Source organism: Micromonospora sp. MP36, assembly GCF_008119785.1.
GTDB lineage: Bacteria > Actinomycetota > Actinomycetes > Mycobacteriales > Micromonosporaceae > Micromonospora.
In genome coordinates this window covers 25,009-39,728 of the sequence record NZ_VSFA01000001.1, presented here as the reverse complement: position 1 = coordinate 39,728, position 14,720 = coordinate 25,009, and the positions used below count along the sequence as shown (strand labels likewise).

The 14,720-nt window shown below is 72.3% G+C and carries 14 protein-coding genes; 7 read left to right on the top strand and 7 right to left on the bottom strand.

Annotated features, from left to right (window positions below; all coding sequences use genetic code 11):
- Positions 1–8 precede the first annotated feature (8 nt).
- Positions 9–1,067 carry an aspartate-semialdehyde dehydrogenase gene (locus tag FXF52_RS00200; RefSeq protein ID WP_148793071.1) on the bottom strand — a complete coding sequence of 353 codons (1,059 nt, stop codon included), beginning with the start codon at positions 1,065–1,067 and terminating at the stop codon, positions 9–11.
- Positions 1,068–1,073: 6 nt separating this feature from the next.
- Complete coding sequence (locus FXF52_RS00195) at positions 1,074–2,339, bottom strand: aspartate kinase (protein ID WP_148793070.1); 1,266 nt, start codon at positions 2,337–2,339, stop codon at positions 1,074–1,076.
- A gap of 249 nt (positions 2,340–2,588) precedes the next feature.
- On the opposite strand from FXF52_RS00195, the gene FXF52_RS00190 reads away from it, so the two are divergent.
- From FXF52_RS00190 to leuA, 5 genes are all read left to right on the top strand, one after another.
- The gene (locus FXF52_RS00190) at positions 2,589–3,365 is read left to right on the top strand and encodes a hypothetical protein (RefSeq protein WP_255471667.1); all 777 of its coding nucleotides are present in this window, start codon (positions 2,589–2,591) and stop codon (positions 3,363–3,365) included.
- A gap of 84 nt (positions 3,366–3,449) precedes the next feature.
- Positions 3,450–3,980 carry a nitroreductase family protein gene (locus FXF52_RS00185; protein WP_148793069.1) on the top strand — a complete coding sequence of 177 codons (531 nt, stop codon included), beginning with the start codon at positions 3,450–3,452 and terminating at the stop codon, positions 3,978–3,980.
- Between the two features lie 171 nt (positions 3,981–4,151).
- A complete protein-coding gene (locus tag FXF52_RS00180; RefSeq protein ID WP_187413261.1) occupies positions 4,152–5,162 on the top strand; it encodes an MFS transporter in 1,011 nt (336 codons plus the stop codon).
- A gap of 99 nt (positions 5,163–5,261) precedes the next feature.
- Positions 5,262–5,474 carry a hypothetical protein gene (locus FXF52_RS00175; RefSeq protein ID WP_148793067.1) on the top strand — a complete coding sequence of 71 codons (213 nt, stop codon included), beginning with the start codon at positions 5,262–5,264 and terminating at the stop codon, positions 5,472–5,474.
- Positions 5,475–5,812: 338 nt separating this feature from the next.
- On the top strand, positions 5,813–7,564 hold the full coding sequence (gene leuA, locus FXF52_RS00170) for a 2-isopropylmalate synthase (protein ID WP_148793066.1): 1,752 nt from the start codon (positions 5,813–5,815) through the stop codon (positions 7,562–7,564).
- 38 nt (positions 7,565–7,602) lie between these two features.
- On the opposite strand, the gene FXF52_RS00165 is transcribed toward leuA, so the two are convergent.
- On the bottom strand, positions 7,603–9,084 hold the full coding sequence (locus FXF52_RS00165; protein WP_148793065.1) for an MFS transporter: 1,482 nt from the start codon (positions 9,082–9,084) through the stop codon (positions 7,603–7,605).
- 160 nt (positions 9,085–9,244) lie between these two features.
- Here FXF52_RS00165 and FXF52_RS00160 point away from each other — a divergent pair, with 160 nt between their 5' ends.
- Positions 9,245–9,838, top strand: a complete 594-nt coding sequence (locus FXF52_RS00160; protein WP_255471707.1) for an HNH endonuclease family protein — start codon at positions 9,245–9,247, stop codon at positions 9,836–9,838.
- A gap of 156 nt (positions 9,839–9,994) precedes the next feature.
- Positions 9,995–10,384, top strand: coding sequence for a hypothetical protein (locus FXF52_RS00155; protein ID WP_148793063.1), 390 nt, complete (start codon positions 9,995–9,997; stop codon positions 10,382–10,384).
- Between the two features lie 54 nt (positions 10,385–10,438).
- Here FXF52_RS00155 and FXF52_RS00150 read toward each other — a convergent pair whose 3' ends face one another.
- The 4 genes from FXF52_RS00150 to FXF52_RS00135 form a co-directional block, all read right to left on the bottom strand.
- The gene (locus FXF52_RS00150; RefSeq protein ID WP_148793062.1) at positions 10,439–11,536 is read right to left on the bottom strand and encodes an ABC transporter ATP-binding protein; all 1,098 of its coding nucleotides are present in this window, start codon (positions 11,534–11,536) and stop codon (positions 10,439–10,441) included.
- On the bottom strand, positions 11,533–12,519 hold the full coding sequence (locus FXF52_RS00145; RefSeq protein ID WP_148793061.1) for an ABC transporter ATP-binding protein: 987 nt from the start codon (positions 12,517–12,519) through the stop codon (positions 11,533–11,535). Before FXF52_RS00145 ends, FXF52_RS00150 begins: the two co-directional genes overlap by 4 nt.
- Positions 12,520–12,574: 55 nt before the next feature.
- Positions 12,575–13,615 carry an ABC transporter permease gene (locus FXF52_RS00140; RefSeq protein ID WP_148793060.1) on the bottom strand — a complete coding sequence of 347 codons (1,041 nt, stop codon included), beginning with the start codon at positions 13,613–13,615 and terminating at the stop codon, positions 12,575–12,577.
- 67 nt (positions 13,616–13,682) lie between these two features.
- Positions 13,683–14,690 (bottom strand): ABC transporter permease, encoded by a 1,008-nt coding sequence (locus tag FXF52_RS00135; protein ID WP_148793059.1) that lies wholly within the window; start codon positions 14,688–14,690, stop codon positions 13,683–13,685.
- Positions 14,691–14,720: the final 30 nt, after the last annotated feature.

Genomic DNA, 14,720 nt, shown 5'->3' with positions numbered 1-14,720 from the left:
GGGGGTGGTCAGTGGGTGAGGTCGGCGGCGAGGAGTTCGGCGATCTGGGCGGTGTTGAGGGCGGCGCCCTTGCGCAGGTTGTCGCCCGTGACGAAGAGGTCGAGGGCGCGCGGGTCGTCAACGGCGCGGCGGATCCGGCCGACCCAGGACGGGTCGGTGCCGACCGCGTCGATCGGCATCGGGAACTCGCCGGCGGCCGGGTCGTCGACCAGGATCACGCCGGGCGCGTTGCGCAGCGCCTCCCGGGCCCCCTCGGCGTCGACCTCGGTGGCGAAGACCGCGTGCACGGCGACCGAGTGGCCGGTCACCACCGGCACCCGTACGCAGGTGGCGGAGACCTTGAGGTCGGGCAGGCCGAGGATCTTGCGCGACTCGTTGCGCATCTTCATCTCCTCGGACGACCAGCCGCCGTCGGCCAGCGAGCCGGCCCAGGGCACCACGTTGAGCGCCAGCGGAGCCGGGAACGGGCCCAGCTCGTCGCCGACCGCCTGCCGGACGTCGCCCGGACGGGAGCCGAGCACCCGGTCCCCGGCGATCTTGCCGAGCTGGGCGTGCAGCGCGTCCACGCCGGCCTGCCCCGCCCCGGACACCGCCTGATACGAGGCGAGGACCAGCTCGCGGAGGCCGTATTCGCGGTGCAGCGGGGCGACCGCCACGATCATCGCCAGGGTGGTGCAGTTGGCGTTGGCGATGATCCCCTTCGGCCGGTTGCGGACCTGCTCCGGGTTGATCTCCGGCACCACCAGGGGGACGTCGCGGTCCATCCGGAACGCGCCCGAGTTGTCCACCGCGACCGCGCCCCGGCTGACCGCGATCGGCGCCCACTCGGCCGAGACCTCGTCCGGGACGTCGAACATCGCCACGTCCACGCCGTCGAACGCCTCCGGGGTGAGCGCCTGGATGGTGACCAGCTCACCCCGGCACTGCACCTGCCGGCCGACCGAACGCTCGGAGGCGAGGAGCCGGATCTCACCCCAGACGTTGGCCCGGGAGGAGAGCAGCTCGCACATCACCGTGCCGACGGCACCGGTCGCCCCGACCACGGCGAGGGTGGGCAGCGACGGCATGGCCGGCTACCGCCCGGTGCCCGCGTAGACCACGGCCTCGGACTCGCCGCCCAGGTCGAAGGCATCGTGGATGGCCCGGACCGCCTTGTCGAGGTCGGTGTCGCGACACACCACGGAGACCCGAATCTCGGAGGTGGAGATCATCTCGATGTTCACGCCGGCCGCGCCGAGGGCGGCGAAGAAGCCCGCCGCGACGCCCGGGTGCGAGCGCATGCCGGCGCCGATCAGGGAGACCTTGCCGACGTGGTCGTCGTAGAGCAGGCCCTTGAACTTGACCACGTCCTGGATCTTGCTGAGCGCGGCCATCGCGGTCGGGCCGTCGGTCTTCGGCAGGGTGAACGAGATGTCCGTGCGGCCGGTGCCCTCGGTGGACACGTTCTGCACGATCATGTCGATGTTGATCTCGGCCCCGGCCACGGTGTCGAAGATCCGCGCGGCGGCACCCGGCTCGTCGGGCACCCCGACGATGGTGATCTTCGCTTCGCTGCGGTCGTGGGCGACCCCGGTGATCAGTGCCTGTTCCACAGGAAGGTCCTCCATCGATCCGGTGACCATCGTGCCGGTGTTGGTCGAGTATGACGAACGGACGTGGATCGGCAACCCCGCACGCCGGGCGTACTCGACGCTGCGCAGGTGCAGCACCTTGGCGCCGCAGGCGGCCAGCTCCAGCATCTCCTCGTAGGTGATGTGCTTGATGTGCCGGGCGTTGGGCACGATCCGCGGGTCGGCGCTGAACACGCCGTCCACGTCGGTGTAGATCTCGCAGACGTCCGCGTCGAGTGCGGCGGCGAGCGCCACGGCGGTGGTGTCCGACCCGCCCCGGCCCAGCGTGGTGACGTCCTTGGTGTCCTGCGAGACGCCCTGGAAGCCGGCCACGATGACCACCGAGCCCTCGTCCAGCGCGCCCTTGAGGCGGCCCGGGGTGACGTCGATGATCCGCGCCCTGCCGTGCACCGAGGTGGTGATCACGCCGGCCTGCGAGCCGGTGAACGAGCGGGCTTCGTACCCGAGGTTGTGGATGGCCATGGCGAGCAGCGCCATGGAGATCCGCTCCCCGGCGGTGAGCAGCATGTCCAGCTCGCGACCGGGTGGCAGCGGGCTGACCTGGTTGGCCAGGTCGAGCAGCTCATCGGTGGTGTCCCCCATCGCGGAGACCACCACGACCACGTCGTCGCCGGCCTTGCGGGCGGCCACGATGCGCTCGGCCACCCGCTTGATCCGCTCGGCGTTGGCGACGGAGGACCCGCCGTACTTCTGCACCACGAGTGCCACGACGGTGCACTCCCTCCCAGCGACGACCCTGAGCGTGCCGGCGCCGCCGGGTTCCGGTCCGGCGGCGCGTGTCAGACCTCCCCAGGGTATCGGGCGGCGCCCGGCACCGGGCCGGGTGATCCCACCATCCGGCCCAGGGTGGGGCGGCTCACCAGGGTCGGACGCACCGCCGGCGGGCGTCGCGACACGCCGACGGAAGAGCCGCGCGGCGGGCCCCCGGGACCCGGGTCGGCACCGCAGAATGTCCCGGTGCACGCTCATCTCCGCGCGGCCCGCCTGCTGACCGGCGCCCTGGCGATCGTCCTGCCGGCGCTGCTGGCCGCCTGCACCGCCGACCCGTCGGAGCCCGCCCCGGCCAGCACCGGCGACCCGGCGCCGGCGGAGGTGGACGGGGCCCGCGACGAGCTGGCCGCGCTCGCGGCGGCCGCCCAGGACCGGCACCTCACCGCCACGTACACCTGGACCGGCGCGGACGGCGCGGCCCGGACGGTCTCGGTGACCAGCGCGAACGACGGCACCTGGCGGGTGGACGTGCCCGGTTGGGGGCGTGGCGGCACGGTCGACGTGTCGCTCGCCGGCACCGCCGACGGGCTGTTCCAGTGCGCGCTGCCCTCGGCCGGCCGCCCGGAGGCGGCGAGCTGCGTACGCCTCGGCGACCCGGACGACGCCGTGCCCCGGAAGCTGGACGTCCGCGTGCAGCACCCGTTCACCGACTGGCTGGAGGTGCTCACCGACCGGCGGGCGCCGCTCGCGGTGTCACCGGCCACCCCGCCGGCCGGGATCAGCGGCCAGTGCTACTCGGTGGACTCGACGTCCGCGTCGCTGAACGCCCCGCTGGACGTGGGCATCTACTGCTACCGGCCGGACGGCACCCCGACCGCGGTCCGGGCCGCCTTCGGCACCCTGAAGCTGGCCGGCGAGCCCGGCCCGGCCCCGGCGACCGTGCGGTTGGCCGGCCCGGTGACCGAGGACGAGCCGCTCGACGCCGGGTCGCCCACCGACAGCCCGAGCCCGGAAACGCCCTGACCCCATTGTCCGTTACGGGTGCTCTTAGCCACATCTGACCGGCCCGCCCGAGCGAGCCGGAGCACCGTCCGGGATGCTCCACCCATGGCCGATCTCACACCGCTGCTCGCCTTCCGCTGGAGTCCCCGGGCCTTCGACCCGAACGCGGAGCTCACCGGCGACGAAGCCGCCTCCCTGCTGGAGGCCGCCCGCTGGGCGCCCTCCGCCGGGAACGCGCAGCCGTGGCGATTCGCCCTGGGGCACCGGCAGGACGAGACCTGGAAGCGGATCCTGATCAGCCTCCCCGCGAGCGACCAGACCTGGGCGCGGCACGCCGCCGCGCTGGTGGTCGGCGCGCACACCGGCGGCGAGCCGGAACGGGCCGCGTACGACCTCGGTCAGGCGGTCGCCCACCTGACCGTGCAGGCCAGCGCGCTCGGCCTGCACGTGCACCAGCTCACCCGCTTCGACCGGGCCGGTCTCGCCGCCGAACTGGACCTCGCGCCCGGGATCCGGCCGCTGGTGGTGGCGGCCGTCGGCCGTCTCGGCGACCCGTACGCGCTCCCGGCGGAGCTGCGCGCCCGGGAGACCGGCCTGCGCCGCCGCCAACCCCTCGCCGCCCTGCTCCTCCGCTGAGCCCCGCCCCCGGCCCCGCGCTCGATCCAGAAAGTAGTGGCCTCGACGGGACCTGGATGCCACTCGATCCAGGATCAAGCACTATCTGGCAAGGCTGCGGTATCCGCTGGAGATTCGGCTCAGCCTTAAATGGGTCGACCGGGCGACGGGGGCACGGTTTGCTCGACGGCCATGGGGGCCAGGGACACCATCCGCACCGCCGTCCGGCACGTCGTACCACCGGCCGGCCTGACCCGCGCCCTGGCCGTGCAGGCCATGGTGTACGCGACCGGCCACGGCCTCTTCCAGGCCGGCAGTGCGGTCTTCTTCACCCGGGCGCTCGGGCTCAGCCCGACCCAGGTCGGGCTCGGGCTCTCGCTGGCCGCCGGGGTGTCCCTGCTCGGCACGGTCCCGCTCGGCGCGGTCACCGACCGGTACGGCACGCAGCGGGTGTGGCAGATCGGGCTGGTGGCCGAGGCGGCGCTCTTCGGGGCGTACCCGTTCGTGGGCGGCTTCGCCGGGTTCCTGGCCGTGGTGGTCGCGCTGGCCGTGGTGGACGCGACCACCGGGGTGGCCCGGCAGGTCTACTCGATCAACGTGCTGCGCCCGGAGGACCGGGTGACCGCGCTGGCCTACCAGCGCTCGGCGCTCAATGTCGGCTTCGGGCTGGGCGCGGCGATCAGCGGCGTGGTGCTGGCCGTGGACACGCTCGCCGCGTACCAGGGGATGGTCTGGTTCAACGCGGCGATGCTGCTGGTCACCGCGGTCTTCGTGTACCGGCTGCCGCGGGTGCCGGTCGCCGCCGCACCGGCTGCGGGGCCCAGCCGCTTCGCCGTGCTGCGCGACCGGCCGTTCATGGCGGTGTCCCTGCTGTCCGGCCTGCTCGGCGCGCACGGCACGCTCTACCTGGTGGTGCTGCCGCTCTGGGTGCTCAGCCACACCGACGCCCCGCGCACCCTGATCGCGGCGCTGGTGCTGCTCAACACGATCCTCGCGGTGCTGCTCCAGGTACGCGCCAGCCGGGGCGCCGACACGGTGGCCGGCGCCGGTCGGGCGCTACGCGTCGGCGGCCTGTTGATCGCCCTGTTCTGCCCGGTCCTGCCGATCTCGGCGGTGACCGGCGGGGTGCTGACGATCGTGGTGCTGGTGGCGGCGGCGGTGGTGCTCACCCTCGCCGAGCTGGTCCAGTCGGCCGGGGCCTGAGGGATCACCAGCACCCTGCCGCCGGCCGCGCACCGGGGCGCGTACGTCGGCGCGTTCCGGCTCGGCGGGCAGCTCCAGTACCTGGCCGGTCCGGCCGGGTTGACCGCGCTCGGGGTGACCACCGGCGGCTGGGGCTGGTTCCCGATGGCCGCGCTGTTCGCCGTCGCCGCGGTGGCGGCGGTGCCGCTGGTCGGCTGGGCGGACCGCCGCCCCCGCCTCGGCGAGACCGCGACGGTCGCCGAGCCGATCGGATCGGACGCCCCTGCCGCGACCGGACCAGGGGCCGACGAGCCCACCCGCGTGCCGGGTTGATCAGGGCCTCGCGGGCGTCGAGCGATCCTGGATGCGCCCGCGAGCGCGAGCACCGACGCTCTGGCCTGGCACCGACGGCGACTGGGATCCTCGTCTCACATGACGGACCCAGCTACCACCGGGCCACGTGATCACGTAGGGTCACCTTGTCATGTGGCAGGCGCACCTTCTCCTTGGCTGCCGCGACGAGGCCTGACCGGCCGGCACCTCGTCGCGGAGTTGAACCGCGCCGTCCAGCACATCCGAGCTTTCTCGCGGCACCGCCCGGCAACGTCGCCCGGCATCCCGCCGACACCTTCCGATCTGCTGACGCCACATGTTCCAGGGAGCACTCCGAGATGGCTGAAATCGCCACCGACGCTGAAACCGATCCGATCGCCCGGCAGCGCCCCAGCCGGATGCCGGTCCACCGTTACCTGCCGTACCACCAGCAGTTCCGCCTCGATCTGCCGGACCGCACCTGGCCGACCCGCCGGGTCGACGCCGCGCCGCGCTGGTGCGCGGTGGACCTGCGCGACGGCAACCAGGCGCTGATCGACCCGATGTCGCCGGAGCGCAAGCGCCGGATGTTCCAGCTGCTGGTGCAGATGGGCTACAAGGAGATCGAGGTCGGCTTCCCGTCGGCCAGCCAGACCGACTACGACTTCGTCCGGCAGCTGATCGAGCAGGACCTGATCCCGGAGGACGTCACGATCCAGGTGCTCACCCAGTGCCGGGAGCACCTGATCGACCGGACCTTCGAGTCGCTGCGCGGCGCCCGCCGGGCCATCGTGCACTTCTACAACTCGACCTCGACGCTGCAGCGGCGGGTGGTCTTCGGCCTCGACCGGGACGGCATCACCGACATCGCCACCACCGGCGCCCGGCTCTGCCAGAAGTACGCGGAGATCCACACCCCGGACACCGACATCCACTACGAGTACTCGCCGGAGTCGTACACCGGCACCGAGCTGGAGTACGCCCTCGAGGTGTGCGCCAAGGTCATCGAGGTGGTCGACCCGACCCCGGACCGGAAGCTGATCGTCAACCTGCCGGCCACCGTCGAGATGGCCATGCCGAACGTCTACGCCGACTCGATCGAGTGGATGCACCGGCACCTGCCCCGCCGGGACAGCCTGGTGCTGAGCCTGCACCCGCACAACGACCGGGGCACCGGCGTGGCCGCCGCCGAGCTGGGCCTGCTGGCCGGCGCCGACCGGATCGAGGGCTGCCTGTTCGGCAACGGCGAGCGCACCGGCAACGTCGACCTGGTGACGCTGGGGCTGAACCTGTTCTCCCAGGGCATCGACCCGATGATCGACTTCTCGAACATCGACGAGATCAAGCGGGCCGTCGAATACTGCAACCAGCTGCCGGTGCACGAGCGGCACCCGTACGCCGGCGACCTGGTCTACACCGCCTTCTCCGGCTCCCACCAGGACGCGATCAAGAAGGGCTTCGACGCCCTGCACGTCGACGCCGCCGCGGCCGGCGTGCCGGTGGACGAGTTCACCTGGGCCGTGCCGTACCTGCCGATCGACCCCAAGGACCTGGGCCGCACCTACGAGGCGGTCATCCGGGTCAACTCGCAGTCCGGCAAGGGCGGCGTCGCGTACATCATGAAGAGCGAGCACCAGCTCGACCTGCCGCGCCGCCTCCAGATCGAGTTCTCCGGCGTGGTCCAGCAGGTCACCGACCACGACGGCGGCGAGGTCGAGCCGGGCACCATGTGGGAGATCTTCGCCCGCAACTACCTGGTCGACCACCAGGTCGACCCGGCGGTCGCCCTGACCAGCTACGCCATCGGCACCGCCGACGGCAAGGTCGAGATCGAGGCCCAGGTGGGCTTCGGCGGCGAGGTCCACCCGCTCACCGCGGTCGGCAACGGCCCGATCGACGCGTACGTCAACGCGTTGCAGTCCCTGGGCGTGGCGGTACGGGTGCTCGACTACCACGAGCACGCGCTCTCCTCCGGCGGGGACGCGCAGGCCGCCGCGTACGTGGAGTGCGAGGTGGACGGCCGCACGGTCTGGGGCGTCGGGGTGGACCCGAACATCGTGACCGCCTCGGTGAAGGCGGTCACCAGCGCGGTCAACCGCGCCCGCGCCTGAGTCGCCCGGCGGCGCCCGGCCCGGTGCCGGGCGCCGCCCTACCGCTTGTCGGGCGGGGTCGAGGCGGGCAGCGAGGGGCAGGGCTGGGCGCCGGGCGCCTTCCGGGCCGGGCGGTGGATCAGCAGCCCGGCCATCGCGGCCCCGACCAGCAGCAGGCCGGCACACCAGAGCATCGCCCCGCGGAACGCGCCGGCCAGCGCGCCCTTCTGCTCGTACCCCGTGCCGGAGAGGCCGACGACCAACGGCAGCGCGGCCACCGCCAGCAGGTTCCCGACCCGCGAGGCGGCGTTGTTGAAACCGCTCGCCACCCCGGCGAACCGGTCCGCCACCGCCGCCAGCACCGACGCGGTCAGCGGGGCCACCACCAGGGTCAGGCCCACGCCGAACAGGACCACCCCGGGCAGCACATCCACCCAGTACGACGCGCCCGGCCGGATCCGTCGCAGCAGCACCAGGCCGACCGCGGCGATCACCGGGCCGACGGTGAGCGGCAGCCGGGGACCGATCCGGGCGGACAGCGCCCCGGCCCGGGGCGAGCCGATCAGCAGCGACGCCGTCACCGGCACGGTGGCCAGCCCGGTGAGCATCGCCGACCAGCCCACCCCGTTCTGCAGATAGACGGAGAGGAAGAAGGTGAAGCCGCCGAGGGCCGCGTACACGACCACGGTGTAGACGTTCAGCACCGAGAAGAGCCGGCTGGTGAAGAGCCCGGTGGGCAGCATCGCGGCCTCCCCGCGCCGCCGTTCGAACAGCACGAAGACCACCGCGGCGAGCACCCCGACCAGCACCGCCGCCAGCACCGCGGGGGAGGCGGCGCCGCCCGTCCGGGCGTCGATCAGGGCGTACGTGACGCCGCCCAGGGCCAGCGCGCCGAGCAACGCCCCGACGACGTCGAACCGCCGTCCCGCCCCGGTACGCGACACGTCCACGTCCCGGCTCTCCGGCACCCAGCGGAGCGTGGCGAGCACCACCGCCACCGCCAGCGGCAGGTTGATGAAGAAGATCCACCGCCAGGAGAGCGCGTCGATCAGCCACCCGCCGAGGAACGGGCCGAGCGCCGTCGAGACGCCGGAGAGCCCGGACCAGGTGCCGATCGCCCGTCCCCGGTCGTCCGGGTGGAAGCTGGACTGGAGCACGGAGAGGGAGCCGGGGGTGAGCAGCGCCCCGCCGGCGCCCTGCAGGAACCGGGCCACGATCAGCCAGCCGGTGCCCTGGGACAGTCCGCAGAGCACGGACGCCGCCGCGAACCAGACCACGCCGAGCAGGAAGACCCGCCGCCGGCCGAACCGGTCGCCGAGCGCGCCGCCGAGCAGCACGAACGCGGCCAGCACCAGCAGGTAGCCGTTGACGGTCCACTGGAGATCGGCCACGGTGGCCTTGAGCTCCGCGCCGAGCCGGGGCAGCGCCACGTTGACCACCGTGGCGTCCAGGAACACCATCCCGGAGGCGAGGACCGCAGCGAGCAGGGTGCCGCGCCCGGCGGCGGTGTTGATCCGGAGCGCGGGAGCGGGTGCCGTCATGGGTATCCACTCTGCCCGGCACCATCGCCCGGCGTCACTAATCACAGAAACCCTTCCCGGGGTACTGTGCGGACTCGCCGGGAGCCCGCAAGCTGGAGAGGTGTCGTCTGTGCGTACGAGAGCAGGAGTTCGGGCCGGGCTGGCGGCCGCGGCCGCCGCGATGCTCGCCCTCGGCGCGGCGGGTTGCGTGCCGGTGGTCGACGAGCCGGAGGCGACGCCGAGCGACGCCGGCAACGTCATCCAGCAACTGGATCAGTTGACGGTCGCCGCCGCCGGGTCGATGAAGGGCTACAGCCGGGCCCGCTTCCCGCACTGGCGGGACACCGGCAAGAACTGCGACGTGCGGGACAGCGTGCTGCAGCGGGACGGGGAGAGCATCGAGCTCTCCGGGTGCAACGTGGTCGGCGGCCAGTGGGAGAGCCGGTACGACGGGCAGGTCCTGACCGACCCGACCGACGTGGACATCGACCACGTGGTGCCGCTGGCCAACGCCTGGCGCTCGGGCGCGGACAAGTGGGACGACTCGAAGCGCGGCGACTTCGCCAACGACCTGACCCGGCCGCAGCTCGTGGCGGTTTCCGCGCGCTCCAATCGGGCAAAGGGTGACCAGGACCCGTCCCAGTGGAAGCCGGCGAACCGGTCTTACTGGTGCCAGTACGCCGCTGACTGGGTAACGGTCAAGCACTACTGGCGGCTGACGGTGACCACCGCCGAGAAGGCCGCCCTCACCGACATGTTGGAGGGCTGCAAATGAGCGAGCGTCAGCGAGCGAATCATCATTGCAGTGCGCTGGTGCCTCATGACGGCACGCAGCGGAGCGGAGTGCCGGCATGAGCGAGCGTCAGCGAGCGAATCATCATTGCAGTGCGCTGGTGCCTCATGACGGCACGCAGCGGAGCGGAGTGCCGGCATGAGTGAGGGTTCGGCGACCGGGCCGGCCGCGGCCGGGATGTCCGCGGACGGCGCTCCGTCCGCTCCCGCCGACGTCTCCGGGGCGGGCATGTCCGCCGACACCGTCCCGGGCACTCCGACCGGTGGCGCGCCGGCCGGGCCGCAGCAGCGGGTCACCGACATCACCGCCGGGCCCGGCGGGGTGATGACCGACGAGGTCGGCGTGGTGACCGGCGAGCTGACCCTTCGCACCGCACAGGCCGACGGCCAGGTCACCCTGTCCGTGCAGTACAAGGACGCCGACGAGTGGTACGCGGTGACCGGTGGCCGGGCCCCGCTCGCCGACCCGGCCGGGCTGGACACCGTGCACACCATCGCGGTGGCCCTGCTCAACCGCCCAGAGGGCTGACCGCACCGACGACGAGGCCCCTTCCCCGTCCGGGGAAGGGGCCTCGTGCCGTGATCACGGGGTCGGGATCAGCTCGCCGGGGTCGCCCGGCGCCGCGCCCTCGTCCGGCCGGACCAGTTCCGGCTCCACCTCGTGCGGCCGGATCCGGCCGGCGGCGATGTCCTCGGCGTAGTGGCAGGCCACCCGGTGTCCGCTGAGCACCTCGCGCAGCGCCGGCCGCTCCTCGGCGCAGCGGGTCGGCTGGGCCCACGGGCAGCGGGTGTGGAACCGGCAGCCGGCCGGCGGGTTGCTCGGCGAGGGCAGGTCACCGGCGAGCAGGATCCGCTCGCGGCGGTCCTCCGTCACCGGGTCCGGCACCGGCACCGCCGACATCAGCGCCCTGGTGTACGGGTGCATCGGCTCGCGGTAGAGGTCGTCACTGGACGCCTCCTCCACCAGGCCACCGAGGTACATCACGCCGACCGTGTCGGCGATGTGCCGGACCACCGCCAGGTCGTGGGCGATGATCAGGTACGTCAGGCCGCGCTCGTTCTGCAGGTCCTCCAGCAGGTTGAGCACCTGCGCCTGGATCGACACGTCCAGCGCGGACACCGGCTCGTCGGCGACGATCAGGTCTGGGTCGAGCACCAGCGCCCGGGCGATGCCGATCCGCTGCCGCTGGCCGCCGGAGAACTCGTGCGGGTACTTGCTCAGCGCGGAGGCGGGCAGGCCGACCGCGGCCAGCGCCTCCCGCAGCTTCTTGGCCGTGGCCGCCTTGTCGCCGGCCAGGCCGTGCGCCCTGAGCCCCTCGACCAGCAGCGACTCCACCGACTGCCGCGGGTCCAGGCTGGACAGCGGGTCCTGGAAGATCATCTGCATCCGGCGGCGGGCCCGGCGCATCGTCTCGCCCTTGAGCGAGCGGATGTCGGTGCCGTCGAAGACGATCTCCCCGGCGGTCGGTTCGACCAGCCGCAACAGGCCCCGGCCGAGCGTGGACTTGCCACACCCCGACTCACCCACCAGGCCGTACGTCTCACCCTTGTTGATCGACAGTGAGACGCCGTCGACGGCGTACACGTAGCCGACGGTGCGGTCGATCAGCACGCCGCTCTTGATCGGGAAGTGGACCTTGACGTCGCGCAGTTCGACCAGTGGTCCGGTCCGCTCGGTCACGGCACCGCCACCTCCTCGGAAACGGGGTTGTTGCAGCGCAGGTCGCCGCCGGTCGCGGTGGGTTCGAGCGGAGGCGTCCCCTCCAGGCAGGCGTCCACCACGTTGTCGCAGCGGGGGGCGAAGGCGCACCCCTCGGCCCACGGGATGTTGTCGGCCACCGAGCCGCGGATGGCGTGCAGCCGCTCGCCCCGCGGCGCGTCCAGCCGCGGCACCGAGTCGAGCAGCCCGCGCGTGTACGGGTGTCGCGGCCGGGCGAACAGCTCGTGCCGGGCGGCCCGCTCGACCACCTTGCCGCCGTAGAGCACGTTGACCGTGTCGCAGAGGCCGGCCACCACGCCCAGGTCGTGCGTGATCATGATGAGCGCGGTGCCGGTCTCGTCGACGAGCTGCTTGAGCAGGGTGAGGATCTGCGCCTGGATGGTCACGTCCAGCGCGGTGGTCGGCTCGTCGGCGATCAGCAGCCGCGGCTTGCAGGCCAGCGCGATGGCGATCAGGGCGCGCTGCCGCATGCCGCCGGAGATCTGGTGCGGATACTCCTTGAGCCGCCGGGTCGGGTCGGGGATGCCGACCGCGTCGAGCAGCTCCCGGGCCTCCTTCAGCGCCGCCTTGCGGTCCATGCCGCGGTGCCGCTCGAGCACCTCCGCCACCTGGACGCCGATCGGCACGACCGGGTTCAGCGAGGAGAGCGGGTCCTGGAAAATCATGCCGATGTCCCGGCCGCGCCGGTCCCGCATGTCGTCCGGACGGAGCTGGAGCAGGTCGGCGCCGTCGAAGAACACTTCCCCGGTGACCTTGTTGCCCCGCCGGGGCAGCAGGCCCATGATCGCCAGGCTGGTCACGCTCTTGCCGCAGCCGGACTCGCCGACCAGGCCCACGGTCTGCCCCGGCTCCACGCTGAAGCTGACCTTGTCGACCGCGGTGAAGGGCCGCTCACCGCGACGCTGGAACACCACGCTCAGATCGCGTACGTCGAGCAGGCTCATCGGGTCACTTCCTCTCGCCGATCGGTGGCGGTCGTGCTGGTCCCACGCATCGCCGTCACCGCCGGTTCTTCGGGTCGATCGCCTCGCGCATCCCCTCACCCAGCAGGGTGAAGCCGAGCGCGACCACGATGATCGCCAACGCCGGGTAGTAGGCCAGCTCGGGCCGCACCTCGAAGTAGCGGACGCCGTCCACACCGAGCATCAGGCCCCACTCGGCCCGGTTGATGTCCGGGTCGCCGAGACCGAGGAAGGAGAGCGAGGCGGCCTCCAGGATCGCGGTGGAGAGGGTCAGTGTGGCCTGCACGATCACCGCGGTCATCGCGTTGGGCAGCATGTGCCGCAGCACGATGGACCGTTGCTTCACGCCGAGCGCCCGGGCGGCCAGCACGTGGTCGCTCTCCCGCTGGGCCAGCATCGAGCCGCGCAGCAGCCGGGCGAAGATCGGCACGTTGACGATGGCCACCGCGAGGATCACCGTCCACTGGCTCGACTTGCTGGCCATGGCGACCAGGCTGATCGCCAGCAGCAGCGCCGGCAGGGCCAGCATCACGTCGGTGAAGCGCATCAGGATGTTGTCGATCCAGCCGCCGAAGGCGCCGGCGACGGCACCGATCAGCACCCCCAGGGCCAGCCCGATCAGCGTGGCGAGCACGCCGACGAAGAGGGTCTGCCGGCTGCCGTAGATCAGGCGGGACAGGAAGTCCCGGCCGAGCGGGTCCGACCCGAGGGGAAACCCGCTGCTGGCCCCGGGGATGCTGTCGACGGTGAGGTTCTTCGTGAGCTCGTCGAAGCGCTGCGCCGGGTCGTGTGGCGCGAGCAGCGGCGCGAAGATCGCCACTAGGATGAACACCGCGACGATGGCCGCGCCGAACATAGCGACCGGGTTACGCCGCAGCCGGCGAAAGGCGTCCCGGACGAGGCTCACGCCGCCCTTGTCGGCGCTCGCCCGGGCCAGTTCGTCCAGCCGCGCCTTCTTCCGGTCGCCGAGCCGGCCGATGCCGCGCTCGGTCGCGCTCGCCGGCCGTTCGCCGGTGCCGGTTGGGTCGGCGCCGTCACGGGGGGCGGCCACCCCGGGCCGGGTGATCGGGTCGCTCATGCGGCCACCTCGCTTCGCTCGGCGGCAGCATGAGGCTCCGCCAGACTGTGCCTGATGATTCGCTCGCTCACCGCACACGCACCCTCGGGTCGATGACGGCGTAGGAGAGGTCGACCAGGAGGTTGACCACCACGAAGACCAGCGCGGCCAGCAGGATCAGCGCCTGGAGCACCGGGTAGTCGCGGCCGCCGCTGATCGAGTCCGTGATCAGCGTGCCCAGGCCGCCCCAGTTGTAGACCTTCTCGGTGAGCACCGCGCCGGAGAGCAGCGCGCCGGTCTGCAGGCCGATGATGGTGACCACGGGCAGCAGGGCGTTGCGCAGGATGTGCCGGCCCCGGATGGTCTTGTGCCGCAGGCCCTTCGCCTCGGCCGTGCGGACGTAGTCCTCGTTGAGCACGTCCAGCACGCTGGCCCGGGTCATCCGGACGATCACCGCCAGCGGGATGGTGGCCAGGGTGAACGCCGGCAGGATCAGGTGCCACAGCGCGTCCGCGGTGGCGTCGAACTCCCGGGTGAGCAGTCCGTCAAGGACGAAGAAGCCGGTGACGTTGGTGTTGTCCAGGCCGGTGCTGAGCCGCCCGGAGGGCGGGAACCAGTGGATGTTCTGGGTGAAGACGTCCTTGAGCAGGTAGCCCAGGAAGAAGATCGGGATCGAGATGCCGAGCAGGGTGCCAGCGATGCTCAGGTTGTCCAGCAGGCGACCCCGGTATCGGGCGGCGAGATAGCCGAGCGGGACGCCGAGTCCGATAGCGATGATCATAGCGGCCAGGGCCAGCTCGATGGTGGCCGGGAAGGCGCGGCCGATCACCTCCGTCACCGGTTCGCCGGTCCGGATGGAGTTGCCGAAGTCGCCGGTCAGCACCCGCTGCATGAACTTGGCGTACTGCACCAGGATCGGCTGGTCGTAGCCGAGGGCCTTGGTCAGCAGGGCGCGCGTCTCGGGGGTGGCCCGCTCGCCGAGCAGCGCATCGACCGGGCCGCCGGGCAGGTTCCGCAACCAGATGAAGATCAGCGCTGACAGCGCTATCAACGTCACCACCAGCTGGAGCAGGCGGCGGACTATGACTCGCAACATCTCTCACACACCAGATTCTCGGTAACTGCG

What these genes read in the sequence shown, in the direction of transcription:
- FXF52_RS00145 (WP_148793061.1), bottom strand. Translation starts at nt 12,519, where the DNA reads ATGAGCCTGCTCGACGTACGCGATCTGAGCGTGGTGTTCCAGCGTCGC.
- FXF52_RS00140 (WP_148793060.1), bottom strand. Translation starts at nt 13,615, where the DNA reads ATGAGCGACCCGATCACCCGGCCCGGGGTGGCCGCCCCCCGTGACGGC.
- FXF52_RS00200 (WP_148793071.1), bottom strand. Translation starts at nt 1,067, where the DNA reads ATGCCGTCGCTGCCCACCCTCGCCGTGGTCGGGGCGACCGGTGCCGTC.
- FXF52_RS00160 (WP_255471707.1), top strand. Translation starts at nt 9,245, where the DNA reads ATGCTCGCCCTCGGCGCGGCGGGTTGCGTGCCGGTGGTCGACGAGCCG.
- FXF52_RS00135 (WP_148793059.1), bottom strand. Translation starts at nt 14,690, where the DNA reads ATGTTGCGAGTCATAGTCCGCCGCCTGCTCCAGCTGGTGGTGACGTTG.
- FXF52_RS00165 (WP_148793065.1), bottom strand. Translation starts at nt 9,084, where the DNA reads ATGACGGCACCCGCTCCCGCGCTCCGGATCAACACCGCCGCCGGGCGC.
- FXF52_RS00155 (WP_148793063.1), top strand. Translation starts at nt 9,995, where the DNA reads ATGAGTGAGGGTTCGGCGACCGGGCCGGCCGCGGCCGGGATGTCCGCG.
- leuA (WP_148793066.1), top strand. Translation starts at nt 5,813, where the DNA reads ATGGCTGAAATCGCCACCGACGCTGAAACCGATCCGATCGCCCGGCAG.
- FXF52_RS00185 (WP_148793069.1), top strand. Translation starts at nt 3,450, where the DNA reads ATGGCCGATCTCACACCGCTGCTCGCCTTCCGCTGGAGTCCCCGGGCC.
- FXF52_RS00180 (WP_187413261.1), top strand. Translation starts at nt 4,152, where the DNA reads ATGGGGGCCAGGGACACCATCCGCACCGCCGTCCGGCACGTCGTACCA.